Annotated in this window: 26 protein-coding genes; 10 read left to right on the top strand and 16 right to left on the bottom strand. The window is 68.9% G+C overall.

All coding sequences use genetic code 11. The features are described 5' to 3' along the window. Positions 1 to 20: 20 nt before the first annotated feature. The 3 genes from BLS81_RS14935 to BLS81_RS14925 all read right to left on the bottom strand — a co-directional run bounded on the left by BLS81_RS14935 (position 21) and on the right by BLS81_RS14925 (position 3,677). A complete protein-coding gene (locus BLS81_RS14935) occupies positions 21 to 1,328 on the bottom strand; it encodes an MFS transporter (protein WP_093225021.1) in 1,308 nt (435 codons plus the stop codon). A 100-nt stretch (positions 1,329 to 1,428) separates the two neighbouring features. Then, the gene (locus BLS81_RS14930; protein WP_093225019.1) at positions 1,429 to 2,907 is read right to left on the bottom strand and encodes a UxaA family hydrolase; all 1,479 of its coding nucleotides are present in this window, start codon (positions 2,905 to 2,907) and stop codon (positions 1,429 to 1,431) included. Positions 2,908 to 2,960: 53 nt separating this feature from the next. Next, positions 2,961 to 3,677, bottom strand: a complete 717-nt coding sequence (locus tag BLS81_RS14925; RefSeq protein ID WP_093225017.1) for a FadR/GntR family transcriptional regulator — start codon at positions 3,675 to 3,677, stop codon at positions 2,961 to 2,963. A gap of 121 nt (positions 3,678 to 3,798) precedes the next feature. Between BLS81_RS14925 and BLS81_RS14920 the strand changes: the two genes are divergently transcribed. Then, positions 3,799 to 4,113, top strand: coding sequence for an L-rhamnose mutarotase (locus BLS81_RS14920; RefSeq protein WP_093225016.1), 315 nt, complete (start codon positions 3,799 to 3,801; stop codon positions 4,111 to 4,113). A 199-nt stretch (positions 4,114 to 4,312) separates the two neighbouring features. Next, complete coding sequence (locus BLS81_RS14915; RefSeq protein ID WP_093225014.1) at positions 4,313 to 5,494, top strand: SGNH/GDSL hydrolase family protein; 1,182 nt, start codon at positions 4,313 to 4,315, stop codon at positions 5,492 to 5,494. A gap of 112 nt (positions 5,495 to 5,606) precedes the next feature. On the opposite strand, the gene rhaT is transcribed toward BLS81_RS14915, so the two are convergent. The 5 genes from rhaT to rhmD form a co-directional block, all read right to left on the bottom strand. Beyond that, on the bottom strand, positions 5,607 to 6,674 hold the full coding sequence (rhaT, locus tag BLS81_RS14910) for an L-rhamnose/proton symporter RhaT (RefSeq protein ID WP_093225013.1): 1,068 nt from the start codon (positions 6,672 to 6,674) through the stop codon (positions 5,607 to 5,609). Beyond that, positions 6,671 to 7,573, bottom strand: a complete 903-nt coding sequence (locus tag BLS81_RS14905) for an amidohydrolase family protein (RefSeq protein WP_093225011.1) — start codon at positions 7,571 to 7,573, stop codon at positions 6,671 to 6,673. The genes rhaT and BLS81_RS14905 overlap by 4 nt, the downstream gene beginning before the upstream one ends. 214 nt (positions 7,574 to 7,787) lie before the next feature. After that, on the bottom strand, positions 7,788 to 8,537 hold the full coding sequence (locus tag BLS81_RS14900; RefSeq protein ID WP_093225010.1) for an SDR family NAD(P)-dependent oxidoreductase: 750 nt from the start codon (positions 8,535 to 8,537) through the stop codon (positions 7,788 to 7,790). After that, on the bottom strand, positions 8,534 to 9,391 hold the full coding sequence (locus BLS81_RS14895) for a 2,4-didehydro-3-deoxy-L-rhamnonate hydrolase (protein WP_093225008.1): 858 nt from the start codon (positions 9,389 to 9,391) through the stop codon (positions 8,534 to 8,536). Before BLS81_RS14895 ends, BLS81_RS14900 begins: the two co-directional genes overlap by 4 nt. A 22-nt stretch (positions 9,392 to 9,413) precedes the next feature. Beyond that, a complete protein-coding gene (gene rhmD / locus BLS81_RS14890) occupies positions 9,414 to 10,607 on the bottom strand; it encodes an L-rhamnonate dehydratase (protein WP_371128290.1) in 1,194 nt (397 codons plus the stop codon). A gap of 173 nt (positions 10,608 to 10,780) precedes the next feature. On the opposite strand from rhmD, the gene BLS81_RS14885 reads away from it, so the two are divergent. From BLS81_RS14885 to BLS81_RS14855, 7 genes are read left to right on the top strand one after another with little or no spacing between them, the layout of a single operon-like run. Then, entirely contained in the window at positions 10,781 to 11,605 is an 825-nt protein-coding gene (locus tag BLS81_RS14885) for an IclR family transcriptional regulator (protein WP_093225007.1), read from the top strand. Positions 11,606 to 11,627: 22 nt separating this feature from the next. Next, a complete protein-coding gene (locus BLS81_RS14880; protein WP_093225005.1) occupies positions 11,628 to 12,392 on the top strand; it encodes an L-rhamnose 1-dehydrogenase Lra1 in 765 nt (254 codons plus the stop codon). Next, positions 12,389 to 13,189 carry a rhamnogalacturonan acetylesterase gene (locus BLS81_RS14875; protein ID WP_093225004.1) on the top strand — a complete coding sequence of 267 codons (801 nt, stop codon included), beginning with the start codon at positions 12,389 to 12,391 and terminating at the stop codon, positions 13,187 to 13,189. The genes BLS81_RS14880 and BLS81_RS14875 overlap by 4 nt, the downstream gene beginning before the upstream one ends. Further along, the gene (locus BLS81_RS14870; protein ID WP_093225116.1) at positions 13,186 to 14,166 is read left to right on the top strand and encodes an alpha/beta hydrolase; all 981 of its coding nucleotides are present in this window, start codon (positions 13,186 to 13,188) and stop codon (positions 14,164 to 14,166) included. Before BLS81_RS14875 ends, BLS81_RS14870 begins: the two co-directional genes overlap by 4 nt. Continuing rightward, positions 14,163 to 14,927, top strand: coding sequence for a (Fe-S)-binding protein (locus tag BLS81_RS14865; RefSeq protein WP_218123134.1), 765 nt, complete (start codon positions 14,163 to 14,165; stop codon positions 14,925 to 14,927). The genes BLS81_RS14870 and BLS81_RS14865 overlap by 4 nt, the downstream gene beginning before the upstream one ends. Next, positions 14,924 to 16,315 carry a lactate utilization protein B gene (locus BLS81_RS14860; RefSeq protein WP_093225002.1) on the top strand — a complete coding sequence of 464 codons (1,392 nt, stop codon included), beginning with the start codon at positions 14,924 to 14,926 and terminating at the stop codon, positions 16,313 to 16,315. The genes BLS81_RS14865 and BLS81_RS14860 overlap by 4 nt, the downstream gene beginning before the upstream one ends. Next, positions 16,312 to 16,917, top strand: a complete 606-nt coding sequence (locus tag BLS81_RS14855; protein ID WP_093225001.1) for a LutC/YkgG family protein — start codon at positions 16,312 to 16,314, stop codon at positions 16,915 to 16,917. Before BLS81_RS14860 ends, BLS81_RS14855 begins: the two co-directional genes overlap by 4 nt. A gap of 52 nt (positions 16,918 to 16,969) precedes the next feature. On the opposite strand, the gene BLS81_RS14850 is transcribed toward BLS81_RS14855, so the two are convergent. From BLS81_RS14850 to BLS81_RS14815, 8 genes are all read right to left on the bottom strand, one after another. Beyond that, on the bottom strand, positions 16,970 to 17,983 hold the full coding sequence (locus BLS81_RS14850; protein ID WP_093224999.1) for a sugar kinase: 1,014 nt from the start codon (positions 17,981 to 17,983) through the stop codon (positions 16,970 to 16,972). A gap of 9 nt (positions 17,984 to 17,992) precedes the next feature. Beyond that, positions 17,993 to 18,748: a 2-dehydro-3-deoxy-D-gluconate 5-dehydrogenase KduD gene (gene kduD / locus BLS81_RS14845; protein WP_093224998.1), complete on the bottom strand. Its 756-nt coding sequence runs from the start codon at positions 18,746 to 18,748 to the stop codon at positions 17,993 to 17,995. Continuing rightward, positions 18,745 to 19,587 carry a 5-dehydro-4-deoxy-D-glucuronate isomerase gene (gene kduI, locus BLS81_RS14840; RefSeq protein WP_093224996.1) on the bottom strand — a complete coding sequence of 281 codons (843 nt, stop codon included), beginning with the start codon at positions 19,585 to 19,587 and terminating at the stop codon, positions 18,745 to 18,747. The genes kduD and kduI overlap by 4 nt, the downstream gene beginning before the upstream one ends. Before the next feature lie 105 nt (positions 19,588 to 19,692). Next, a complete protein-coding gene (locus tag BLS81_RS14835) occupies positions 19,693 to 21,009 on the bottom strand; it encodes an ATP-binding protein (RefSeq protein WP_093224995.1) in 1,317 nt (438 codons plus the stop codon). 10 nt (positions 21,010 to 21,019) lie between these two features. Next, a complete protein-coding gene (locus BLS81_RS14830) occupies positions 21,020 to 21,733 on the bottom strand; it encodes a response regulator (RefSeq protein WP_371128295.1) in 714 nt (237 codons plus the stop codon). A 32-nt stretch (positions 21,734 to 21,765) separates the two neighbouring features. Beyond that, positions 21,766 to 21,951, bottom strand: coding sequence for a hypothetical protein (locus BLS81_RS14825; protein WP_093224993.1), 186 nt, complete (start codon positions 21,949 to 21,951; stop codon positions 21,766 to 21,768). Between the two features lie 91 nt (positions 21,952 to 22,042). Beyond that, positions 22,043 to 22,684 (bottom strand): response regulator transcription factor, encoded by a 642-nt coding sequence (locus tag BLS81_RS14820; RefSeq protein ID WP_093224992.1) that lies wholly within the window; start codon positions 22,682 to 22,684, stop codon positions 22,043 to 22,045. Continuing rightward, positions 22,681 to 24,207 (bottom strand): sensor histidine kinase, encoded by a 1,527-nt coding sequence (locus BLS81_RS14815; RefSeq protein WP_093224990.1) that lies wholly within the window; start codon positions 24,205 to 24,207, stop codon positions 22,681 to 22,683. The genes BLS81_RS14820 and BLS81_RS14815 overlap by 4 nt, the downstream gene beginning before the upstream one ends. 226 nt (positions 24,208 to 24,433) lie before the next feature. Between BLS81_RS14815 and BLS81_RS14810 the strand changes: the two genes are divergently transcribed. Continuing rightward, positions 24,434 to 25,270: an alpha/beta fold hydrolase gene (locus BLS81_RS14810; protein WP_093224989.1), complete on the top strand. Its 837-nt coding sequence runs from the start codon at positions 24,434 to 24,436 to the stop codon at positions 25,268 to 25,270. Positions 25,271 to 25,299 lie beyond the last annotated feature (29 nt).

Below are 25,299 nucleotides of genomic sequence, written 5' to 3'. Positions count from 1 at the left end.
AGAGCGGTGTCTGACCAATTTCATGCGGCCTCGATCGTCACGCGGGCGAGCCGTGGCGACAGCACCTGCACGATCAGCAGCGCGACGAAATAGGCGGCGGCGGCGACGAGGAAGATCGGCGCGTAACTGCCAAGCTCCTGAAGCACGCGGCCGACATAGAGCGAGAACAGCATGCCCCCGACCCCGCCGATCGCGCCGCCGATGCCGATCACCGATCCGACCGCCGATCGCGGGAACAGATCGGACGGCAGGGTGTAGAGGTTCGCCGAAAACGCCTGGTGCCCGGCGGTCGCCAGACCGATGATGAACACCGCCACCCAGAGATTATCGACAGATTGCACCGCGAAGATCGGCAGGATCGCGCAGGCGCAGATCAGCATCGTCGTCTTGCGCGCCGCGTTGACGCTCCAGCCCGCCTTCATCATCCGGCCCGACAGCCAGCCGCCCGCGACCGAACCGATATCCGACATCAGATATACCGCGACCAGCGGCGGCCCGAACGATTTGAGATCGAGGTGATAGCGTTCGCCGAGATACCCCGGCAGCCAGAACAGATAGAACCACCAGACCGGATCGATGCAGAACTTGGCCGCCGCATAGGCCCAGGTCTCGCGGAACCGCACGATGTCGCGCCAGCGCATCGGCGTGGTCGGATCGGCGGGATCCTGCTCGATCCAGGCGCGCTCCTCGGGGGAGACGCGCGCGTGTTTCGCGGGCGAGCGGTACAGGATCACCCACGCGACCAGCCATATCAGGCTGACGACGCCGGTGATGACGAACGCCGGCCGCCAGTTGCCGGCGTATAGCGCGACCAGCCACGGCACCAGCAGCGGCGTGACGATCGCGCCGACGTTCGATCCCGCGTTGAACACGCCGATCGCGAAGGCACGTTCGCGCGCCGGGAACCATTCGGTGACGGCGCGGATCGCGACCGGGAAGTTGCCCGATTCGCCGATGCCGAGCGCGAAGCGCGCGATCGCGAACTGGGTGATCGTGTTGACGGCGCCGTGCGCGATGTGCGCGGCGGTCCAGATCGCGAAGGCGACCGCATAGCCCACGCGCGCGCCGACCACGTCGACGAAGCGGCCGAAACCGATATAGCCGATCGCATAGGCCGCCTGGAACCAGAAGACGACATTGGCATAGTCGATCTCGGACCAGTGCAGATCGCTCGCCAGCACGGGCTTGAGCACGCCGATCATCTGGCGATCGACGTAATTGATCGCGGTGACGGCGAACAACAGCCCGCAGATCACCCAGCGATAGCGGCCGCTCGGGGGCGTCGGATGAGACACCGGTGTCAGTTTTTCCGCGTCGGCTGCCGTCATCGCTCTCCCCTTCGCATGATCTACCGGCATGCTTTCATGATGTGGAATTGCGACTCAGATAATGCGGTTTCCGGGACATGTATAGCCGCTTTGCCTTGGGCTACAGCGTCACACCGCGCTTCCAGATCGCGATGGCGCGTTCCTCGTTGACCTCATTGCGGGTGCGCGCGCCCGAGGCGATCGCGACGATCCGGTCGAGCAGCCGGTCGGCGGCGACGTCGAGACCATCGTCGAGCACGGCGCCCGCGTCGAAATCGATCCAGCCCGGCTTGGCCGCCGCGAGCGCCGCGTTGGAGGCGATCTTGACGGTCGGCACCGGGCTGCCGAGCGGCGTGCCGCGCCCGGTCGAGAACAGGGTCATCGTCGCCCCCGCGGCCGCGAGCGCGGTGGTCGAGACGGCGTCGTTGCCCGGTGCCTCCAGCAAGGTCAGCCCGGCGCGGCGCACGCGCCCGGCATAGGGCAGCACGTCCGTGACGGGAACGTGCCCGCCCTTCTGCACCGCGCCGAGCGACTTTTCCTCCAGCGTGGTGATGCCGCCCCGGATGTTGCCGGGGCTGGGGTTTTCGGAGACCGGCTCGCCGTTGCGGACGAAATAGTCCTTGAAGCCGTTGACCAGCGAGACCAGCGCGTCGAATGTCTCGCGGCTGGTGCAGCGATCCATCAGCAATTGCTCCGCACCGAAGATCTCGGGGATTTCGGTGAGCAGCACGCGCCCGCCAGCATCGCCGACGCGGTCGGCGATGCGGCCGATCACCGGATTGGCGGTGAGGCCGCTCAACCCGTCCGAGCCGCCGCACTTCACCCCGAGCGTGAGCGCGGAGAGCGGCACCGTGCTGCGCCGGTCCCGCGCGGCGAGCGCGACCAGTTCGGCGATCGCGGCCAGTCCTTCGGCCATTTCATCGGCGGACGCCTGCGCGCCGACCACGCGGATCCGGTCGCGCCGTTCGGGCGGGATCAGTTCGAGCATGCCGCTGAGCTGGTTCGATTCGCAGCCGAGGCCAAGCAGCAGCACGCCGCCGGCATTGGGGTGGCAGGCGAGCGCCGCGAGCACGCGCGTCGTGCCGGCGAGATCGTCGCCGAGCTGCGAGCAGCCGAACGGATGCGGGAAGGCGACGACGCCGTCGACCCCGGCGGGCAGATCGCCCCCGGCGCGCGCGGCGAGCCGCTCCGCCGTGCGCCCGACGCAGCCGACCGAGGGGATGATCCAGATCTCGTTGCGCGTCCCCACCGATCCGTCGGCGCGGAGATAGCCTTCGAACGTGCGCGCGCTCGGCGCGGCCGCGGGCGCGGCCGCGACGGGCGCGTAGCGGTACGCGCCGGCGGTGGCGAGCGCGGTCGCGACATTGTGCGTGTGGACATGCGCGCCCGGCGCGATGTCCGCGCGCGCGGTTCCGATCGGGAAGCCATAGCGCAGCACCGGCCGCCCGGCTGTTACCGGTGTCACGGCAAATTTATGGCCGGCGGGAATATCCTCGGCCAGCCGCACGTCCACACCGCCGACCGTGACGAGATCGCCCGCCGGCAACGCTTCCATCGCCACCGCGACATCGTCGCGCGGGTCAACCTTGATCGCTCGCATTTCACACCTCTATTGTCTGAGTAATAGACGCGCCTGGCTTTTTCAAGCCGGCGTCACTCGCCCAGCACCGTGCTCGTGTCCTCGAGCGCGAGCGAAACCAGCGCGGTCATCGCCTCACGCGCGCGGGCGGCGTCGCCCGCCGCGATCGCCGCGAACACCGCGCCATGATCGTCGAGCGGGTCGCGCGGCACCGCGTTCTTCCGGTATTTGAACGCGGTGGTCCAGCGCACCGCCGCGGTGATCGTGCTCGACAGGGCCGCGAGCGGTTCGTTGCCGGTCGCGAGCAGGATGGCGCTGTGGAAATCCTGGTCGGCCTGCCGCCCCTCCGGCGTGCCGAGGCCGTGCCGCCCCATATCCTCCAGCGCCTGCCGCATCCGCGCGAGCTGCGGCTCGGTGCGGCGTACCGCCGCCAGCGCGGCGGCGGCCGGCTCGACGATCAGCCGCATCTCGAACAGGCTGCGCACGAACGGTTCGGGCGGCTCGTTGACGAACGCCCAGGCGAGCACCTCGGGATCGAGCATGTTCCAGCGCGCGCGTTCGCTGACGCGGGTGCCGGTCTTGGTGCGGCTCTCGACCAGCCCCTTGGCGGCGAGCATCCGCACCGCCTCGCGATAGGCGCTGCGCGAGACCTTGAGCTGCGCGCTGAACTCGATCTCGCCGGGCAGCACCGCGCCGGGCTGATACTGGCCGCTGACGATCGCGACGCCGAGATCGCGCGCGATGCTGGTATGAATCCGCGGAGCCGCCCCCGCGCTTGGTCTTTCGGTCACGCCGTCTCTCCCCTCGCGCGCTCATGCTCCCAACCATCGGCGCTGTCGAGATCGGCGCGGACGCGTTGACCGGCGCGCGCCGCCGTAGGATAGCGCGTCAACGATCGGAGAGAGGACGCGCATGTCGATCCACGCCTTCAGGATGCAGCTCAAGCCCGGCGTGGTCGACGAGTATCGCGCGCGCCACGACGCGATCTGGCCCGAACTCTCCGCGCTGCTCACCGCGAGCGGGATTTATGATTATTCGATCTTCCTCGACGAGGCGACGCTGAGCCTGTTCGCGGTGCTCAAGCTGACCGAGGACAATGCCCGCGACACGCTGCCCGATCATCCGGTGATGAAGCGGTGGTGGGATTACATGGCGCCGCTGATGGAGGTCGAGGCCGACAACCGCCCGCGCGAATGGCCGCTGCCGCTGATCTTCCACCACGCCTGACTCAAAACGTATGCGAAAGCCGCTTCTTGTTCTCCCGCGCATGCGGGAGTCCAGAGTCCCAAGAGCCGCACATCGGTGTTTGCTTGGCTCTGGGTTCCCGCTTCCGCGGGAAAACACGATACGATACGCGTTCGGCGGCCTTCGCAAAGATCCCGCCTGAAGCGAGCATATCCCTACCCGCGCCCTTGAGGAGATTGCCATGAAAGCCAGCCTGCCGTTGCTGATCGTCGCCGCGCTCGCGCTGCCCACGCCGGGCGTCGCCGCCTGGTCGCGGAGTTGGGCGGTCGCGCCGCAGAGTCCGGGCAAACCCGGCGACCTGCCCGACCTGACCGGGCGGACGCTGCGCCAGGTGGTACGGATCAGCAGCGGCGGCACGCGCATAAGGCTGCGGCTGACCAACGAACTGTCGGCGAGCGCGCTCAAGCTCGGCAGCGTTCATGTCGCGCTGGTCGATGCGAGCGGCAAGATCGTGCCCGGCAGCGACCGCGCGGTCACCTTCGACGGCGTCGCCGCGCCGACCATTCCCGATCGCGCGCCGCTGGTGAGCGATCCGATCGCGCTGCGCGTCGCGCCGCTCGCGCATGTCGCGATCAGCCTGTATTTCCCGCAAGGCGCGCCCGATCCGACCGTCCACGGCTATGCCGCGGCGACCGCGTGGATCGCGGCGGGCGACCAGACCGGCGCGGCGACGCTCGACGGCGCGACCAAGTTCACCCAGCGGATGGTGATCGACGCGATCGACGTCGACACGCCGCAGCGCGGATCGACCGTGGTCGCGTTCGGCGATTCGATCACCGACGGGGTGCGCGCCACCGCCGACGCCGACACGCGCTGGCCCGATCAGCTCGCCGAGCGGTTGCAGAAAGCGGGGCGCACCAGCGTCGGCGTCGCCAACCTCGGCATCAGCGGCAACCGCGTGCTGGCCGAGGGCGCGGGCAACAACGCGCTCGCGCGCTTCGACCGCGATGTGCTGTCAATCCCCGGCGTGTCACACGTCATCGTGCTCGAAGGCGTCAACGACATCGGCGGCGCGACCGCGCGCAAGACGCCGCTGCCGACTGTCGCCGATCTTACCGGCGGCTATCGCCAGATGGTCGCGCGCGCGCACGACAAGGGCGTGAAGGTGATCTTCGCGACGATCCTGCCGTACAAGGGCGCGGGCTATTGGGGCGCTGAGGGCGAGGCGGTGCGCAAGCAGGTCAACACCTGGATTCGCACCAACACCGTCGCCGACGGTTATGTCGATATGGCCAAGGCGGTCGCCGATCCGGCCGATCCCGATCGGTTCGCCAAGGCGTATGACAGCGGCGACGCGCTCCACCCGAACGACGCGGGCTTCACCGCGATGGCGGCGGCGATCGACCTCAAGCTGCTGCGGTAGCCCAACGCGCCCCCTCAACCCGTTCGTGCTGAGCGAAGTCGAAGCACGTGCCACCTGCGATTCGCCTGGGGCCCGCACTTCGACTTCGCTCAGTGCGAACGGTAGGGCACGCTCATCCCCCCAGGCTGTTGCCGTAGCCGATCACCACCGTCGCGAACACGAGCAGGCCGATGCCGGTCCACACCATCGCCCTGACGCGCGGCGCGGCGGCTTTCCATTCCTTGAAGGCGAAGCCCCACAAGGTGCCGAAAATGATGATGCTCGCCATGTGCAGCGTCCAGCTCGAAAAGCCGAACCGGCCCATCTGGCTTTCGCCCATCGTGTAGAAGAAGAACTGGAAATACCACATCGTCCCGGCGAGCGCCGAGAGCAGGTAGTTGAGCCCGAGCGGCGCGCCCGCCGCGACCGTACCGCGCCCGAGCCACTGGCCGGCGCTGCGGTTCTTCACGATCAGCCACGCGCACCACAGCCCGTTGGTGACCAGCCCGCCGAACATCACCAGGCACAGGATCGGCAGCCCGGTCCACAGCGGGCCGGTGCCGGCGGCGGCGGAGATCGCCTTGATCGGCTCGCCCGCCGCCAGCCCGAACGCGAAGCAGGAGGACATGACACCCGAAAAGATCGCAACCGCGACGCCCTTGCGGAAGTCGAACTCGGCCACGGTCGCAGCCTTTTCCGCATCGCTCAGCGCCGCGTCCTTGCGCGCGCCGGCGAGCGCGACCGTGGCGATCCCCGCGAGCGTGATGGCAAGGCCGAGCAGCACGATCCGCCCGGACGCGGTGTCGAGCAGCTTGGCCGCGAAATCCCCCTGGACGAGCGGCGGGATCAGCGTGCCGAACAAGGTGCACAGCCCGAGCACCACCGCCATGCCGAGCGACAGGCCGAGATAGCGCATCGTCAGCCCATAGGTCAGCCCGCCGAACCCCCAGAGCAGCCCGAACACCACCGGCCACAGCAAGGTCGGCAGCGGCGCCTGCCCGAGCACGCCGAGCAGATCGTTGGTCTGCAGCGATGCGAAGAACCACGGCGCGATCAGCCACGAGAAGACGCCCCCGGTCAGCCAGTAGATCTCCCAGGACCACCGCTTCACGCCACGATAGGGCACGTAGAAGGTCGCCGAGGCGAACCCGCCGAGCCAGTGGTAGAGTACGCCGATCAGCGGGTTGGGATTGCCGTTCATAGCGTCAGGCCCAGTCGATAGATGCGATTGGCGTTGCCGGCGAACAGCGCGTGGCGCTCCCCGGCGGTCAGATCGGCGACGATGTCGGCATAGGTGTCGAGGTGCCGCGCGAAGCTGCCGAACAATTTGTCGGTCGGGAAATCGCTCGCGAACATCGCGCGGTCGGTCCCGAACAGGTCGATCGCGCCGCGGATCTGGTCGCGCGCGAGCCCCGCGGTCCAGCGGCGGTCGCTGAAGCCGATGCCCGACAGCTTGACCGAGACGTTGGGAAGCGCCGCCAGCGCGGCCATGCCGCCGCGCCAGTCGGCTTCCTCGCCGGGGATCATCATCCCCATGTGGTTGATGATGACCGAAATTTCCGGGTGGCGCGCGATGAGGGGCGCGAGGCCGGGGAACTGGCCGGCATAGGCTTGCAGATCGAAGCTGAGGCCGTAGCTGCCCAGCAGCGCGAAGCCGGCGGCCCAGGCGTCGTCGCGCGTCACGTCGCGGGGCGTGTAGGTACGCCGGGCGTCGGCATGCCAGTTGACGATGTGGCGGATACCGCGAACATTGGCGCGCGCCGCATGCGCGGCGAGCAGCGCATCAACGTCCGGATCGTCGAGCGCGGCGAAGGCGACGATCGCATTGGGCATGCCGCGTCCATCAGCGATCCGCTGGAGCCAGTCGGTCTCGGCGAGCGCATCGGCGGCATCGGCGCCGGCATCGACATGGACGATCCCGCGCACGTCCCAGCCGGCGGCATCGGCGAGGTAATCGTCGAGCAGATAGGTGCGCGCGATCGGTTCGACGCTGCCGTTGGGGCCGTCATCGGCGAACGGCGGCGTCAGCCAGGGATAGCGCAGATGCGCCAGATCCCAGAGGTGGACATGGGCGTCGACGAAGGGACGTTGCTCGGACATGCACTCTCCTGGGTGGCGACGCTGTCTCTTGGCGGACAGTCGCGCGGTACGATTTCAGGCTCCGTTGGCCCTGAGCCTGTCGAAGCCTGTCCTGAGCGGCTGGCTTTGCCAGCCAGCCGAAGGGGGCGTGCCTCACCCGGTCCGCCTTGGGACGCGTGCTTCGACAAGCTCAGCACGAACGGAAGGGTTCGGCATCAGCACGAACGGCGGTCGGCTAGAATGTCGTCCGCCCGCCCGATGTGTCGAACGTGGAGGCCGTGGTGAAGCTGCATTCCTCGCTGACCATGAAGCATACCATCGCCGCGCTTTCATCAACCTCGCCGAGGCGACCCATCGGGATCTTGGAGCGCATGTAATCGACCTGGCTCTGCGGCAATTGCGCGAGGATCGGGCTTTCGAAGGTCGCCGGGGTCAGCGCGTTGGCGATCACGCCCTTCTCGGCGAGTTCCTTGCCGAGTGACTTGGTGAGGCCGATCACCCCCGCCTTCGACGCCGAATAGGCCGAGGCATTGGGATTGCCCTCCTTGCCCGCGACCGAGGCGAGGTTGGCGATGCGGCCATAGCCGTTCGCGAGCATGAACGGCACCACCGCGCGGCAGCAATAGAACAGCCCGTTGAGGTTGATGTCGATCACCCGCCGCCAGCTTTCGAGCGGATACTCATGCAACGGCGCGGTCGCGCCGGTGATGCCCGCCGAATTGACGAGGATGTCGATCTTGCCGAGCGCGTCATTGGCACCTGCCGCCGCCGCCTCGACCTGCGCCTGATCGGATACGTCGAGCGCGAACACCGCGGCCGCGCCGGTCTCCTCCTGCGCGGCGGCCAAGGCGTCGGCGTTGACATCCCACAGGGCGACGGTGCCGCCCTCGGCGACGATACGCTTGGCGACCGCCTTGCCGAGCCCGGAGGCGCCGCCGGTCACGATCGCGGTGCGCCCCGCGAACCGGCCCGCATAGGCGCTCACGCGAGCGTACCTTCGCCGAGGTGGCGCCACGCGACGACCTGCTGGCGCTGCGTGCCGAGCTTGTCGATCGCGAGTTCCATCACATCGCCCGCCTTGAGGTAGATCGCCTCGGGCTTCTTGCCCTCGCCCACGCCCGGTGGCGTGCCGGTGATGACGAGATCGCCCGGATACAGCGTGATATACTCACTCACATAGGAAAGGAGCTGCTTGACGTCGAAGATCATCGTCTTCGTGTTCCCGGTCTGCATCCGCGCGCCGTTGACGTCGAGCGCCATGCCGAGATCCTGGCAGTCGCCGACCTCGTCGGGCGTCACCAGCCACGGGCCGGTCGGGCAGAAGGTGTCATGGCCCTTGCCCTTGCTCCACTGGCTGCCGCGCCGCTTCTGGTTGAACCGCTCCGACACGTCGTTGACGAGCGTATAGCCGGCGACATGGCCGAGCGCGTCCTCCTCGCTGACATAGCGGCAGGTCTTGCCGATGATGACGCCGAGCTCGACTTCCCAGTCGCCATGGGTCGAATCCTTGGGCAGCATCACGTCGTCATTGGGTCCGGAGAGGCTCGACACCGCCTTCATGAACATCATCGGCTCGGTCGGGATCGGCAGGTTCGATTCGATCGCATGATCGCGGTAGTTGAGCCCGATCGCGACGATCTTGCCGACACCTTTCAGCGGCACGCCGTAGCGCGGCGTCCCCTCGGCGAGCGGCAGCGGGGCGACGTTGGCGGCGAGCGCGGCGGGAAGCGTCGCGATCGTCAGGTCGTCGATCACGCCCGACAGGTCGCGAAGCTGGCCGTCGGCATCGACGATGCCCGGCTTTTCCTGGCCCATTGGGCCGAAGCGGCAGAGTTTCATGAAGGTCTCGCTGTCTGGAGGATCAGTGGGTGTAGGGGCGGTGCGTCGCCACATCGGGATTGAAGGTGACGCCGAAGCCGGGCGCGTCGAGCGCGCTCGCCTTGAGGCGGCCGTTCTCGGGCACCGGCTCGCCGAGCAGTTGCGGCGCGAACATCGGCACCACTTCGGTCGGGCCGGGGTGCATCATCAGGAACTCGGCGAACGGCGAGTTGTGGCGGGTGATGACGAAGTGATAGCTGTACACCGATGATCCGTGCGGCACGACCATCTTGCCCTTCGCGTCGGCGAGCGCGCTGATCTTGAGCAACTCGGTGATCCCGCCACACCAGCCGACATCGGGCTGGATGATGTCGCAGCATTCCATGTCGAGCAGCATGCGGAAGCCCCAGCGCGTCGCCTCATGCTCGCCGGTGGTCACCAGCATCCCGCGCGGCACGTTGCGGCGCAGCTCGGCGTAACCCCAATAATCGTCCGGGCTGATCGCCTCCTCGATCCACTTGAGGCCATGTTCGTGCGCGGCGATCGCGAGGCGGGTCGCATAATCGACGTCGAGCGCCATCCAGCAATCCCACATCAGCCAGAAATCCGGGCCGACGCGCTCGCGCATGTCGGCGAGTTCGGCGATGTTCTTCTTGAGGCCCTCGACACCCTCGGCGGGGCCATGATGCAACGCCATCTTGCCGCCGATGAAGCCGAGATCCTTGGCGATATCGGGGCGCGCGCCGGTCGCGTAGAATTGCAACTCGTCGCGCACCGCGCCGCCGAGCATATGATAGACCGGCTCCTGCCTGAGCTTGCCGAGCAAATCCCACAGCGCCAGATCGACGCCCGAGATCGCGTTGATGACGAGACCCTTGCGACCGTAATATTGCGTCGAGAAGTACATCTGGTCCCAGATCTTCTCGTAGTCGAGCGGGCTGCGGCCTTCGAGGAAGCGGGCGAGATGCTTCTCGACGATGTAGCAGGCGGGTTCGCCGCCGGTCGTCACCGCGAAGCCGATCGTGCCGTCCTCCGCCTCGATCTCGACGACGAGCGTGCCGAGCACGTTGATGCCGAAGCTCTGCCGCGACTGACGATATTCGGGATAGCGGCTCATCGGCGTGGCGATGTGGTTGTCGATCCAATGGCCTTCGCCCTGGTCGTGATAATCGGCGCCGCCGCCGCGCACCGTGAAGGCGCGGACGTGCTTGATCTTCGACAGGCTCTTCAACGTCACCGGCAATCTCCTGGGCGTAGGCGGCAGCATCCAGAATGTGAAAGGAATCGCATCGACGTTCCACAATATGATACGGTGTTGTCTTGGACGATCCGGGTATCTTCACGAAGAAAGCTGCGCCGATCCTCCCTTTGCTGTTTACTTTCTCACTTAATGGGATAGGATATTAATTGATGAGACATGCCCCGTCAAACGAAGAATCGGAAAGCGGCGAGGAGCGCACCAAGATTCAGGGCAGCCAGACGCTGCTGCGCGGGCTCGACATGCTCGACAAGGTCATCGACGGGCCGGTCAAGCTCGCCGACCTGTCGGCGGCGATGGGGCTGACGCGATCGACCACGCACCGGCTCGCCAACGCGCTCGCCGATCGCGGCTTCCTCACCTTCCTGCCGCGCGAGGGATATCAGCTCGGGCCGAAGCTGCTCCAGCTCGGTTTCCTCGCGCAGAGCCAGGCCGATATCGTGCGGATCGCGCGGCCCCGGCTGGAGGCGCTCGCCGCGCGCAGCGAGGACACGGTGCATCTCGGCCGGCTCGATACCGATCTGGCGCTGTATCTCGACAAGATTCCAGGCCGCCGCCGCGTCGATATCTCCAGCCGGATCGGCGACCGTCACCCGCTATCCTCGACCGGGCTGGGCAAGGCGCTGCTGCTCGACACGCCCGAGGCCGAATGGCCCGCGCTGTTCGAGGCGTCGCGCGCGCGCGGCGCGCCGGCGGTCGATTACGCGGCCTGGGCCGAACGGATGCGGGGCTATGTCGCCGCCGGCCATGCCTATGATCTCGAGGAGAACGAGGATCTGATCCGCTGCGTCGCCGCGCCGGTGCGCGACGCGTCGGGCCGGATCATCGCCGCGATCAGCCTGTCGAGCGCCGCGCAATATATGGACGACGCACGCATGGCCGCGCTCAGCGGCGAGGTGCGCGCGACCGCCGACCAGATCGGCACCGATCTCGGCTGGGTGCCCGGCGCCCGGCCAAACCGCCGCCCAAGGCGATAACCACAGAAGAGGAAACGCTCACGTGAAGCTGCTCGAAGGCAAGACCGTTCTCGTCACCGGCGCCTCCACCGGCATCGGCCGCGCCGCCGCGATCGGCGCGGCGCAGCATGGTGCCGATGTCGTCATCAACTATCATAGCCGCGACGAGGATGCCGAAGCCTGTATCGCCGCCATCGAGGCGACCGGGCAGCGCGGGCTCGCGGTGAAGGGTGACGTGGCCGAGCCGGAGACCGCGAAGGACTTCGTCGCCAAGGCGGTCGAGGCGTTCGGCAAGGTCGACGTGATGGTCAACAACGCCGGCATCTGCCCGTTCCATGCCTTCCTCGACATGCCGGTCGAAACGTTCGAGCGGACGATGCGCGTCAACATGCACGGCGCCTATTTCATGGTGCAGGCCGCCGCCAACCAGATGGTCGCGCAAGGGCACGGTGGCGCGATCGTCGCGGTGTCGTCGATCTCGGCGCTGGTCGGCGGCGAATATCAGACGCATTACACGCCGACCAAGGCGGGGGTGCATTCGCTGATGCAATCGACCGCGATCGCGCTCGGCAAGCACAAGATCCGCTGCAACTCGCTGTTGCCGGGCACCATCCTCACCGAGATCAACAAGGACGACCTCGCCGACGAGGCCAAGCGCAGCTATATGGAAAGCCGCGTCCCGCTCGGCCGGCTCGGCGCGCCGGAGGACATGGTCGGGCCGATCGTGTTCCTCGCCTCCGACATGGCCGCCTACGTCACCGGCGCGGCGCTGCTCGTCGATGGCGGCATGTTCGTGAACCTGCAATGATCCGCGCCGGCCTCACCGCCGCCGCCGCGCTGCTGCTGGCTGGCGCCGCCCCCGCGCCGCTGCCGGGCTTCGGCAAGATCCTGATCGCGAGCGATTCGACCGCGTCGGTCTATGGGGCCGAAACCTATCCGCAGACCGGCTGGGGGCAGATGCTGTCGTGCGGGCTCGATGCGGGCACCGAGGTGGTCGATCTCGCGACGGCGGGGCGCAGCACGCGCACCTTCATCGCGGAAGGCCGCTGGGACGGGCTGATGGCGCGGGTGCAGCCGGGCGACGTGGTGCTGATCCAGTTCGGCCATAACGACGCCTACAAGGCCAAGCCCGAGCGCTATGCCGATCCGGCGACCACCTATCGCGACAATCTGCTGCGCTTCATCTGGCAGGTGCGCGGCGCGCGCGGGGTTCCCGTCCTGGTGACGCCGGTCGCGCAGCATATGTTCGGGCCGGACGGCAAGGCCAAGGCGAATTTCGCCGACTGGTCGGCGGTGATGCGCGACCTTTCCGTCACCACGCGGACGCCGCTGATCGACCTCGAGGCGCTGTCGCGCGACTGGCTCGATCGCACCGGCGAAGCGGCATCGCGCGGCTATTACCTGCATCTCCCCGCCAACGCCGCGCCCGGCTTTCCCAAGGGGATCGACGATGACACGCATTTCAGCGAACTCGGCGCGCGACGGATCGCCGATCTCGTCGCCGGCGCGTTGAAGGCGCTGGATCTGCCGCTGTCGGGGCATGTGCTGGCCGAGCGCCCCGATCTCACCCGCGCCACCGCGCTCGGCCACAGGGGATGTTCATGACGATCGACCGACGCACGCTGATCGCCGGCGGCACCGCGCTCGGCCTCGCCGCCACCGCGAAGCGCGCGCGGGCGGCGCAGGCGGCACAAGCGGCGGTACCGCCCGATTTCACCGTGCTGCCGCTCTGGCCGGGCAAGGTGCCGGGCGGCGAGCACGTCACCGTCGCGCAGGAACAAGGCCCGCGCTCGGCGACGAGCGACGCCTATGACACGTTCTTCGCGCACGTCACCACGCCGACGCTGACGGTGCTGCGCCCGGCCAAGCCCAATGGCGCCGCGCTGCTGATGATCCCCGGCGGCGGCTACCGCCGTGTCGTTCTCGGGCATGAAGGGATCAACATCTCGCGGCGGTTCGCACGCGCGGGCTTCACCTGCTTCTCGCTGCTGTACCGGCTGCCGGCGGACGGCTGGGCGGCGGGGCCGGAGGCGCCGCTCCAGGACGCGCAGCGCGCGCTGCGCACGGTGCGGTCGCTGGCGCCCCGCTACGGTTATGACGCGAACCGGATCGGCGTGATCGGCTTTTCGGCGGGCGGACATCTCGCCGGGTGGCTGACCAGCCGCCAGTCGGTCCAAACTCACGCGGTGAACGACGCGATCGACCGCGAGCCACTCAGCCCCCGCGCAGCCGCGTTGATCTACCCGGTCATCACCATGACCGCGCCGCTCGCGCACAACGGCTCGCGCGTCGAACTGATCGGCGAACCGGCGAGCGACGAGAAGCGCCGCGCCTATTCGCTGGAGAACGACATCCAGCCGACTACGCCGCCGACCTTCCTTGCCCATGCGATCGACGACAAGACCGTGCCGGTCGAGAACAGCCTGATGATGCTGGCGGGCCTGCGCGCCGCGCACATTCCGGCGGAGGCGCATCTGTTCGAAACGGGCGGTCACGGCTTCGGGCTGACCCTGCCGGACGGCACGCCCTCGCCCTGGCCCGACCTGTTCGAGAGCTTCGCCAAGCGCCACGGGCTGCTGTGACGCCCGCGCCCGCCCCCCGCGTCGCGCTGTTCGTCACCTGTCTGGTCGATCTGATCCGGCCGCGCGTCGGCTTCGCGGCGCTCCGCGCGCTGGAGGCGGCGGGCTGCACGGTCGTCGTGCCGGCCGGGCAGACCTGCTGCGGCCAGCCCGCGCTCAACTCGGGCGCGCGCGCCGAGGCGATCGCGATCGCCAAGCGCACGATCGCGCTCCTCGAAGGGCATGACGCGGTGGTGGTGCCGTCGGGATCGTGCGCGGCGACGATCCGGGTACACTATCCCGAACTGTTCGAGCACGATCCCGCCTGGCGGGGCCGTGCCGAGGCGGTGGCGACGAACACCTATGAGATCATGGCCTATCTCGACGAAGTGCGTGGTTGGCGGCCCGACACCGCGCTCGACGCCACCGCGACCTATCACGACAGTTGCTCGGGGCTGCGCGAACTCGGCATCAAGGCGCAGCCGCGCCGGTTGCTGCGCGGCGTCGCCGGCCTGTCGCTCACCCCGCTCGACGGCGCGGAGACGTGCTGCGGGTTCGGGGGCACCTTCTGCGTCAAATATCCCGCCATCTCGAACGCGATCGCGGGCGAGAAAGCCGCGGCGATCGACGCGAGCGGCGCCGAGCTGCTGTTGGCGGGTGATCTCGGCTGCCTGATGAACATGGCCGGCAAGCTCCACCGCGAAGGATCGCCGGTGCGCGCCTATCACGCGATCGAAGTGATCGCCGGCATGGGCGATGGCCCCGCGATCGGCGAGGACGCATGAGCGCGGCCTTTTCGCGCCGCGTCGATGCCGCGCTCGCCGACCCGATCCTGAAACTCGCGATCGACCGCACCGCCGGCACCGCCGAGGCCAAGCGCGCGCTCGCGGTCGATGGCTTCGCGCATTTCGAGCAAGCGCGCACCCGCGCCGCGGCGATCAAGGATCATGTCGTCGCGCATCTCGGCCATTATCTCGAACACTTCGAGGCATCGGCGACCGCCGCCGGCGCGCAGGTCCATTACGCGCGCACCGCCGACGAAGCCTGCGCGATCGTGATCGGCATCTGCAAGGCGGCGGGCGCGCGCACCGTCGCGCGCTCCAAATCGATGCTGGGCGAGGAGATCGGGCTGCCGCACGCGCTCGCCGAGGCGGGGATCGGGCGGATCGAGACCGATCTTGCCGAGCATATCATCCAGCTCGCCGACGAACGCCCGTCGCACATCGTCTGGCCGGCGATGCACAAGACCCGCGAGCAGGTCTCCGCGCTGTTCAAGCAGCACCATACTGCGCCGCATACCGAGGAGACGATCCCGGCGATGGCCGAGAGCGCGCGGCGGCATCTGCGCCAGGGCATGCTCGGGGCGGATGTCGGCATTTCCGGCGCGAACTTCCTGATCGCGGACAGCGGCGCGGTCTGCACCGTCACCAATGAGGGCAATGCCGAACTGTCGCTGGTGCCGCCGCGCGTCCATATCGTGACGGCGGGCATCGAGAAGCTGGTGCCGTCGATGGGGCATGCGGCGCAGTTGCTGCGGCTGCTGGCGCGCTCGGCGACCGGCGCGACGCTGACGCAATATACCACCTTCTACACCGGCCCCAAGCGCGCCGCTGATCCCGACGGACCGGAAGCGATGCACATCGTGCTGATCGACAACGGGCGCGTGAAGATGCGCGACGAGGGGCTCGCCGAGATGCTCCGCTGCATCCGCTGCGGCGCGTGCATGAACCACTGCGTGGTGTTCCGCCAGATCGGCGGCCACGCCTATGGCGGCACCTATCCGGGGCCGATGGGCGCGGTGCTGACCCCCGCGCTCGACGGGTTGGCGGCGAGTCGCGATCTGCCCAACGCCTGCACGCTCAACGGCAAATGCCAGGAGGTCTGCCCGGTCAAGATCCCGCTGCCGACCTTGCTGCGCGGCTGGCGCGAGAAGAGCTGGCGCGAGGGACTGGAACCGGCGACGATGCGGCAGGGCATCGGCGCCTGGGCGTGGGTGGCGCAGCGGCCGCGGCTGTATCGGGCGGCGGTGCGCGCGGCGATCTTCGCGATGCGCCGCTTCGGGCGCGGCTGGATCAGGGCGCTGCCACTCGCGCGCGGCTGGACCGCGCACCGCGACCTGCCCGCGCCCGACGCCGAGAGCTTCATGAGCCGCTATGCGCGGGGTGAGCGATGAACGCGCGCGAAGAAATCCTCGGCGCGCTCGGCACCGCCGCGCCGCCGCCGGGCGCCGCCGATGCGCTGCTCGCGGATCCGGTGCGCCCATCGGTTGCGGAGGACCGCGTCGCCGCCTTCCTCGCCGCGCTGGCGCTGCCCGCGAGCGGCGCGACCCACGCGCGGATCGGGTCGGTCGCCGATGCGCCGGCGGCGGTGGCGCGCTATCTCGCCGAACATGGCCTGCCCCCGGCGGTGTTCCTGCCCGACGATCCTCGATTCGCCGCCGACTGGTCGGGCTTCGCGCTCAGCCTGGCGATCACGCCCGACGAACCGGCGGTGATCGCATGGGCGCGGCTCGGTATCGCCGAGTCCGGCTCGCTGGTGTTCGAGACCGGGCCGCACGCGCCGATGCTGCCCAATTTCCTCGGCCTGCATCATATCGTGCTGCTGCGCGAAGCCGCGATCGTCTCGCATCTGGAGGACGCCGCGCTACCCGGCCCACAGCCGCGCGCGCATTACTGGGTAACGGGCGTGAGCGGCACGACGGATATCGAGGGGCAGTATATTCGCGGCGCGCATGGTCCGCGGTTTCTGCATGTTCTGTTGGTCGGCGAAGACTGACCGGTCGTGTCGAGCGCAGTCGAGACACCTGCGCTCGGGACGAACGGACGGGTTAGCGCCTGACGTCGAACTGCCCGGACAGGAACGCATCGATATCGCCCTGCCCGAACAGGCTCGCGTCACCGGGGAGCGAATGTTTGAGCACGGTCAGCGCCAGCCCCGACTCCGCCGCGCCTTCGATATCGTCCGGGTTGCGCAGCAAGCCGTGCAGCACGCCCGCCGCGAAGGCGTCGCCCGCGCCGATCCGGTCGATGATGCCCGAGACCTCGACCTCCTCGGTCTGTGCGACCGCGTCGGGCGTTTCCACGCGCGCGGAGAGCAGGTGGCGGTCGGCGGCTTCGACATGGCGCGCGGTCGAAGCGAGGTGCTTGAGGTTGGGGAACGCCGCGAACAGCGCCGCCGCCGCTTCACGCCGCCGGTCCTCGCCGTCGCTCGTGAAGCGGGTGGCGAGCAGCAGCGCGATGTCCCGGTGGTTGCCGAACATCATGTCGGCCATGCCGACCAGTTCGGACAGCACGCCGCGCGGATCGCTGTCCCACGCTTCCCAGAGCAGGGCCCGATAATTGCCGTCGAAGATCAGGGTGAGCCCGCGATCCTTCGCCGCGCGTGCCGCCGCGATCGCGAGGCGCGACGAATCCGGCCCGAGCGCGGGGGTGATGCCCGACATCAGCAGGTGCGTCGCACCCGCGAACACCGCGTCCCAGTCGAAATCGGCCTCGGTGGCGCGCGCGAACACGCTGCCGGCGCGATCGTACACGACCTCCGAGGCGCGCAAGCCGGCGCCAGGGGTGAGGAAATACAACCCCATCCGCCCTTCGGCACGTGCGACATGCGTGCAATCAACGCCCGCCCCCATCAGCACCGAACGCGCCATGTCGCCGAGCGGATTGGCGGGCAGCCGGCTGATCATGCGCGTGGTGTGACCGAGGCTCGCCAGCCCGATCGCCACGTTCGCCTCGGCGCCGCCGACCGCGAGATCGAGCGTGCGCGCGCTGCGCAGCAGCAGCTTGTCGGGCGGGGAGAGGCGGACGAGCAGTTCGCCGAAAAACGCTATCGAGGATCGCATGCCGTCAGCCTAGCGCGCGAGCCAGCCGCCGTCGACCGCGAGGATATGGCCGTCGACATAATCCGACGCGGACGACGCCAGGAACACCGCCGCGCCGCCGAGATCGGACGGCTTGCCCCAGCGCGCCGCCGGGATGCGCGCGAGGATCGCGGCGTTGCGGTCCTCGTCCTCGCGCAGCGCGGTGGTGTTGTTGGTGGCGATATAGCCGGGCGCGATCGCGTTGACGTTGACGCCCTTGGCCGACCATTCGTTGGCGAGCAATTTGGTGAGCCCGCCCACGCCCGATTTCGACGCGGTATAGCTCGGCACGCGGATGCCGCCCTGGAAGGTCAGCATCGAGGCGATGTTGATGATCTTGCCCGAGCCTTGCGAAATCATGTGCTTCCCCGCCGCCTGGCAGAGAAAGAACACCGATTTGAGATTGGTGTCGATCACCGCGTCCCAATCGGCCTCGGAGAAATCGACCGCATCGGCGCGGCGGATGATACCGGCGTTGTTGACGAGGATGTCGAGCCCGCCGAGCGTGGCGACCGTCTCCTCGACGATCGCGCCAACCGGGGCGATGCTCGACAGATCGGCGGCGACGAACACCGCTTCGCGCCCGAGCGCGCGCACGGCGGCGACCGTCTCGTCGCAGGGCGACCGGCCGACCGCGGCGATGTCCGCGCCGGCCCCTGCCAGCGCCAGCGCGATCGCCTGGCCGATGCCGGTGTTGGCCCCGGTCACGACCGCGACCTTGCCGGTGAGATCGAACATCGCGCTCACGCCAACTGGCAGATGTCGAGGACGTTCATGTCGGTATAATCCTGGTTCTCGCCCGCCATCGCCCAGATGAAGGCATAGGCCTTGGTGCCCGCGCCCATGTGGATCGACCAGGGCGGCGAGATCACCGCTTCCTCGTTCTGCATGACGATGTGGCGGGTCGCCTCGCCCTCGCCCATGAAGTGCATCACGCGATCCTTGTCGAGATCGTCGAGTTCGAAATAGAAATAGATCTCGCTGCGGCGCTCGTGGATGTGCGGCGGCATCGTGTTCCACACCGAACCCGGCTTGAGCACGGTCAGCCCCATCACCAGTTGCGCGCTGTCGCACACGCCGGGGATGACGAGCTGGAAGATCGTGCGCTCGTTCGATTCGGCGAGGCTGCCGCGTTCGAGCGCGTTCGCGTCGGCGATCGACAGTTTGCGCGTGGTGAACGCCTTATGCGCCGGGCACGAGGCGAGATAGAAGCGCGCGCCGTTGCCCGAAAAGCCGACGTCCTTCGCGCTCATCGTGACGTAGAGGCAATCCTTGTTGCCGAGCGTGAAAGCCTCGCCGTCGACCGTGACGATGCCGTCGACCGTGCCGACGTTGACGATCGCCAGTTCGCGGCGTTCGAGGAACGGATGCCCCGCCGCCGAGGGCGGCTCGGTCTGATCGGGCAGCTTGACCGTGCCGGTGGCGACGGCGACCCCGCCGATCACGAAGCGTTCGGCATGCGTATAGTTGAGCACGCACGCGCCGGGGCGGAACAGGTTCTGGATCAGATAGCGGTCGCGCAGCTCGTCGTTGCTGACGCACTCCATCATGTCGGGGTGCGTGCCGTAGAAGGTCTTGTCGAACATATCGCCCTCGCCTGTCGTTTGCCGTCGCATAGCGACAAACCGGCATCGCTGCCAACCAAAATAGGGAACCGGTGTCAGAATGTGGGCCGGGCGCTCTCGGCGATCTCAGAGCGGCAGTTCGACCCGCGCGAGCAATCCGCCATCCGGGTGATTCACGATCCGCGCCGTGCCGCCATGCAGGTGGACGAGCGCACGGACGCTGGCGAGCCCCAGCCCGATGCCGCCGGTATCCTTGTTGCGCGATTGCTCGCTGCGGAAGAACGGCTCGAATACACGGTCGAGATCGGCGTCGGGCAGCCCCGGCCCGTGGTCGCGCACGTCGATGGTCGCCAAGCCGCGATCCCGCGCGATCGACACCTCGGCATCGCCCGCATAGCGCAGCGCGTTGGTCAGCAGATTGTCGAGCACGGCGCGCAGCGAGACCGGATCGCCCTCGACGACGACCGGCGGACCGGGCAGCAACACCACCTGCGCGCCACGATCGAGCAGGCCGTCCACCGCGCTTTCGGCGAGCGCGCGCAGCTCGAGGCGGCGGCGCGTGCTCGGCCCGGTCGCGCCGCGCACATAATCGGTGGTCGCCGCGATCATCGCCTGCATGTCGGCGACGTCGCGCTCGACCCCGCGCCGCAACGCCTCGGGCGCATGTTCGAGCCGCAGCGCGAGCCGCATCAGCGGCGTGCGCAGATCATGCGCGATCGCGCCGATCATCACGGTGCGATCATCGACATAGCGGTTGAGCCGGGTCTGCATCTCGTTCATCGCACGCGCGGCATGGGCGATCTCGGCCGGCCCGGAGACGGCGAGCGGGGCGGTGTGCGGATCGCGGCCGATCCGTTCGGCGGCGTTGGCGAACAGGGCGACCGGCCGCGCCACCCAGCGCGCGAGCAGCCACGCGAACGGCGCGACCGTGACGAGCGAGGCGAGCAGGAACAGCAGCAGCCGCACCCGCCACGCGTCGAGGCCGCTGCGCACCGGCGCCACCGCCAGCCAGCGTCCGTCGCCCCGGCGGAACGCCGCGCTGAAATCGCCGACCAGCACCGCGTCGCGATTCTCCCCGGCGTCGTGCGGCCGCGCCGCCCCGCCGGCCACGCCGTGGCGGAACATCGGCGGATCGGTGAAGGCGAGCCGCACCGCGTCGCGCGACACGCCCAGATCGCGCGCCAGCGCGGCCGCCAGCCATGTCGCGCGGCCGGGACGGGTCGGCTCCGGGGCGTCCGTCACCCGGAAGTGGAACGCACCCGGCGCCTTCTCCCCGCCGCGCAAGGCGGCGGCGACCTGCGCGACCGTGAACAGCGGCGGGCGCGGCAACGGCACGAATTGCAGCAGCGCGAAATTGGCGAGCTGCACCGCGACCACCGCCGCCAGCAGCACCGCCAGCACGCGCGTGAGCATCCCCCAGCTCGCGCCGCGCCCCAAGCTCATCGGTGCGTCATCACCGGCGCGTCACGGCGGGCACGAACATATAGCCCTCGTTGCGGACGGTACGGATCATCTCGTCGCCGGGCGCGCGCAACTTGCGCCGCAGCCGGCTGATCTGCACGTCGATCGCGCGGTCGAACGCGTCCGAATCGGGGCCGCGCGCGCCCTCCAGCAATTGCTCGCGCGACAGCACGCGGCGCGGGCGCTCGACGAACAGGCGAAGCACCGCGAACTCGCCGTCGGTGAGATCGATCAGCACGCCCTCGGGATCGGTCAGTTCCCACGCGCTCAGGTCCATCCGCCAGCCCGAGAACACCAGCACCGCCTCGCGCGCGCCCACGCCTTGATGTGTGCGCAGCGCGGCGCGCACGGTGGCGAGCACCTCGCGCGCGCTGCACGGCTTGGGCAGATAATGGCTCGCGCCGGTCTCGAGCCCGAGGATGCGGTCGCTTTCGCCGCCGCGCGCGCTGAGCAGGATCACGGGCGGGCCGCCCGCCTGCCGCAGCCGCCGGCACGCGGCGATGCCGTCCTCGCCGGGCATCATGATGTCGAGGATGACGAGATCGACCCGGCCGGTCCGCATGAGCGTGTCGAGCTGGCGCGTGTCCGCCGCCATGCTGACGGCGAAGCCATGTTCGGCGAGGCTTTCCCACAGCAGCGTGCGGATTTCGCGATCGTCATCGACGACGACGATGTGCGTGTCCGCATCGGCCGGGGCGGTGTCGATGGTCACGGACTCCTCATCGCGCTCCGATAGCATCACGCCACCGCCGCGATCAAACCGCGCGCGCGGCGCGATCGGCCCGCGATGGCGCACGCCATCTCGGCATGGAGGGTGCAGAGCCGGCGATGCGCGTCCGCCGCGGCCTCGCTGGTGGCGTTGATCGCGGCGATCTGCTCCTGGCGCGCGCGGCGGCAGAAGTGGAGAAAACTCGGTTCGGACATAAGCAACACCTCCAGGCGGGCTGGGTGGTGCCGCGATGTTTCGGCAGAATTTCCGCACGCCCGGCGTGCCGCGCCCGGCGTGCGGCCCGTCTCACGCCGGGAAGCGGTGGATGGTTTCGTCGCGCACGCCGAGCGCCTCGGCCATGCGGACGAGATCGGCGAGCGACTGCGCCGCCATCTTGCGCATCACGTTGCCGCGGTGGATCTTGACCGTGATCTCCGACAGATCGAGCCGGGCCGCGACCTGCTTGTTCATCAAGCCGGTGACGACCAGCGCCATCACCTCGCGTTCGCGCGGGGTGAGCCGGGCGTATGCGTCGCGCAGGCTGGCGTCGCCGGCGGCGGCGGCGCGCCGCGCGCGGTCGGCAGCGATCGCGGTTTCGACCGCCGCCAGCATCTGCTCGTCGCTGAACGGCTTGGGGAGGAAGTCGATCGCGCCGGCTTTCATCGCGCGCACGCTCATCGGAATGTCGCCATGCCCGGTGATGAGGATGACCGGCAGGTCGATGCCGCGCGCCGCGAGCCCCTCCTGGAAATCGAGGCCGTTCTCGCCGGGCAGGCGCACGTCGAGCACCAGACACGCGGGCAGCTCGGGCCGCGCGTCCGCCAGGAACGCCGCCGTGCTTTCATACAGCGCGACGTCGAAGCCGCTCGACCGCAACAGGCTGCCGATCGCGCCGCGCACTTCGGCATCGTCGTCGATGATGCAGGCGCGGCCCGGAGCGATGGTCATGCGGCGATCTCCTCGGATGTGGTGGTGCCGATCGGCAGGCGGAAGCGGAAGGTGGCGCCGCCGCCGGGCCGCTCGGCGGCGGTGAGCGTGCCGCTATGCCGCTCGACGATCGCGCGGCAGATCGACAGGCCCATGCCCATCCCGTCGGCCTTGGTGGTGAAGAAGGGGCTGAACAGCCGCTCGGGCGCGATGCCGGTGATGCCGGGGCCGCAATCCTGCACGTCGACCGTCACCGCCGTGCCGTCGCGACGGGCCCCGACGCAGAGGTGCCGGCGTTCGGCGGGGGTGTCGGCCATCGCCTGGCTGGCGTTGAGCATCAGGTTCATCAGCACCTGCTGAAGCTGGACGCGGTCGCCCGCGACCGGCGGCAGATCGTCCGCCACGTCGAGCCGCAGCGCCACCGCATGCGCGTTCAGGTCGCGCCCGAGCAATTCGGCGGTCTCGGCGATCAGCGCGGCGAGATCGGTGACCTCGCGCCGCGGCTCGCCCTTGCGCGCGAGATCGCGGATGCGTGCGATCACGTCGGCGGCGCGGGTGCCGTTGGTGGCGATATGGTCGAGACAGTCGCCGACCTCGGCCGCACCGGGCGCCTCGCGCGCCAGCCAGCGCCGGCCCGATTTGGCATAGGTGATGATCGCCGACAGCGGCTGGTTGACCTCATGCGCGATCGACGCGGCGAGCTGACCGAGCGTGGTGACGCGCGACATGTGCGCCAGTTCGGCCTGCGACTGGGCGAGCCGCGCCTGCGCGCGGTTGCGCTCGGTCACGTCCAGCGCCATCACCAGCACCTGCCGCCAGCCGTCATGCTCGGGCGGCAGGGTGATGCGCAGCACGACATCGACCGTGTCGCCGGTGCAGGTGAGGAGTTGCAGTTCCTCCTCGATCTCGGTCACGCCCTGTTTGAGCGCGAGGAAGAAGCGCTCGAACATCGCCTGCGCGGCGGGCGTATGGTGGCCGACGATGTTGCGCCCGGCGAGCGCCTCGCGCGTCTCGAAGCCGAACAGCCGCGCCGCCGCGAGATTGCCGGTGCGGATGTGCGCGGTCTCGGCGGCACGCCGGACCAGTTCCGCGTCCGGCGCGTCCACGTCGCGCAACATCGCATAGGCCGCCGACCAATCCGATTCCCAGATCGGAAAGCCGACCGCGTTGAAGATCGTGCGATAGCGCTGGTCGGACTGGCGGCGCGCCGCCATCGCGGTCTGGTGCCGCGCCGTCAGGATCGTGGTGATGGCGATCGCGAGCAGGCTGACGCCGAGCCGGATCGCCGGCGAGCCGAGCGGCGCGCCCCAATGGCCGACGACATAGCCCGCCGCCGCGAGCCCCGCGCAGATCACGCCGGCGGCGATCACCGGCGCGCGGTCCCGCCCGCGCGCGGCGAGCAGCACGACCGTCGTGTAGAGGACGGCGACCGCCCCCTGCAGCGGGCTGAGCGCGTCGAGCACGAAGATGCCGAGCGCGAGCGACAGCGCGGCCGCCGCCCGCAGCCGCCCCGCCAGCCGCTTCGCCTTGGCATCGCCGCGCATCAAACCCTCCCGCCCATTCACCCCCGCCGCTCTACCAAGCGTTACGATCTCGTAACAGCCGCATCATCTTGGTCGCGGCGAATCCACCAAAGCCCAAACCCTGATAGTGCGGAGCCGGCACGAGCGGCACCCCAACGTGCGTATGGTAGCTTTCGTGCAATCGTTGGACGATATCCAGCACCGACGGACCGGCGCGGCGCCGGCATCCAGACCGATGGAGATTAGCATGGCTTATGTGACCACCGCGGACGGCACCGAGATCTTCTACAAGGATTGGGGTCCAAAGGACGCACAGCCGATCGTCTTCCATCACGGCTGGCCGCTGTCGTCGGACGATTGGGACGCACAGATGCTGTTCTTCCTCGCCCAGGGCTACCGCGTGGTCGCGCACGACCGGCGCGGGCACGGCCGCTCGTCGCAGACCCCGATCGGCCACGACATGGACCATTATGCCGCCGACGCGTCGGCCGTTGCCGAGCATCTCGACCTCAAGAACGCCGTCCACATCGGCCATTCGACCGGCGGCGGCGAAGTCGCGCGCTATGTCGCCAAGTTCGGTCAGCCGCAGGGCCGCGTCGCCAAGGCGGTGCTGGTGAGCGCGGTGCCGCCGCTGATGGTGCAGACCGACGCCAACCCCGACGGCACCCCGATCGCCGTGTTCGACGGGCTCCGCGCCGCGCTCGCCGCCAATCGCGCGCAATTCTTCCTCGATCTCGCGTCGGGGCCGTTCTACGGCTTCAACCGTGAGGGCGCGGCAGTGTCCGAAGGCGTGATCCGCAACTGGTGGCGCCAGGGCATGATGGGCGCGGCCAACGCGCATTACGAGGGGATCAAGGCCTTCTCGGAAACCGACCAGACCGAGGATCTCAAGGCGATCACCGTGCCGACGCTGGTGCTCCAGGGCGATGACGACCAGATCGTGCCGTACAAGGACGCATCGCTGCTCCAGGCCAAGCTGCTGCCGAACGCGGAGCTGAAAATCTATCCGGGCTTCCCGCACGGGATGCTGACGACCCATGCCGAGGTCATCAACGCCGATCTGCTGGCGTTCATCCGCGCCTGAAGCGGCGGGGCGGCGGGCGATCGGCCCGC

This window comes from Sphingomonas sp. NFR15 (genome assembly GCF_900103265.1).
Taxonomy (GTDB): domain Bacteria; phylum Pseudomonadota; class Alphaproteobacteria; order Sphingomonadales; family Sphingomonadaceae; genus Sphingomonas; species Sphingomonas pollutisoli.
The sequence above is the reverse complement of the archived record's forward strand: the minus strand, read 5'-3'. Positions and strand labels throughout refer to the sequence as shown.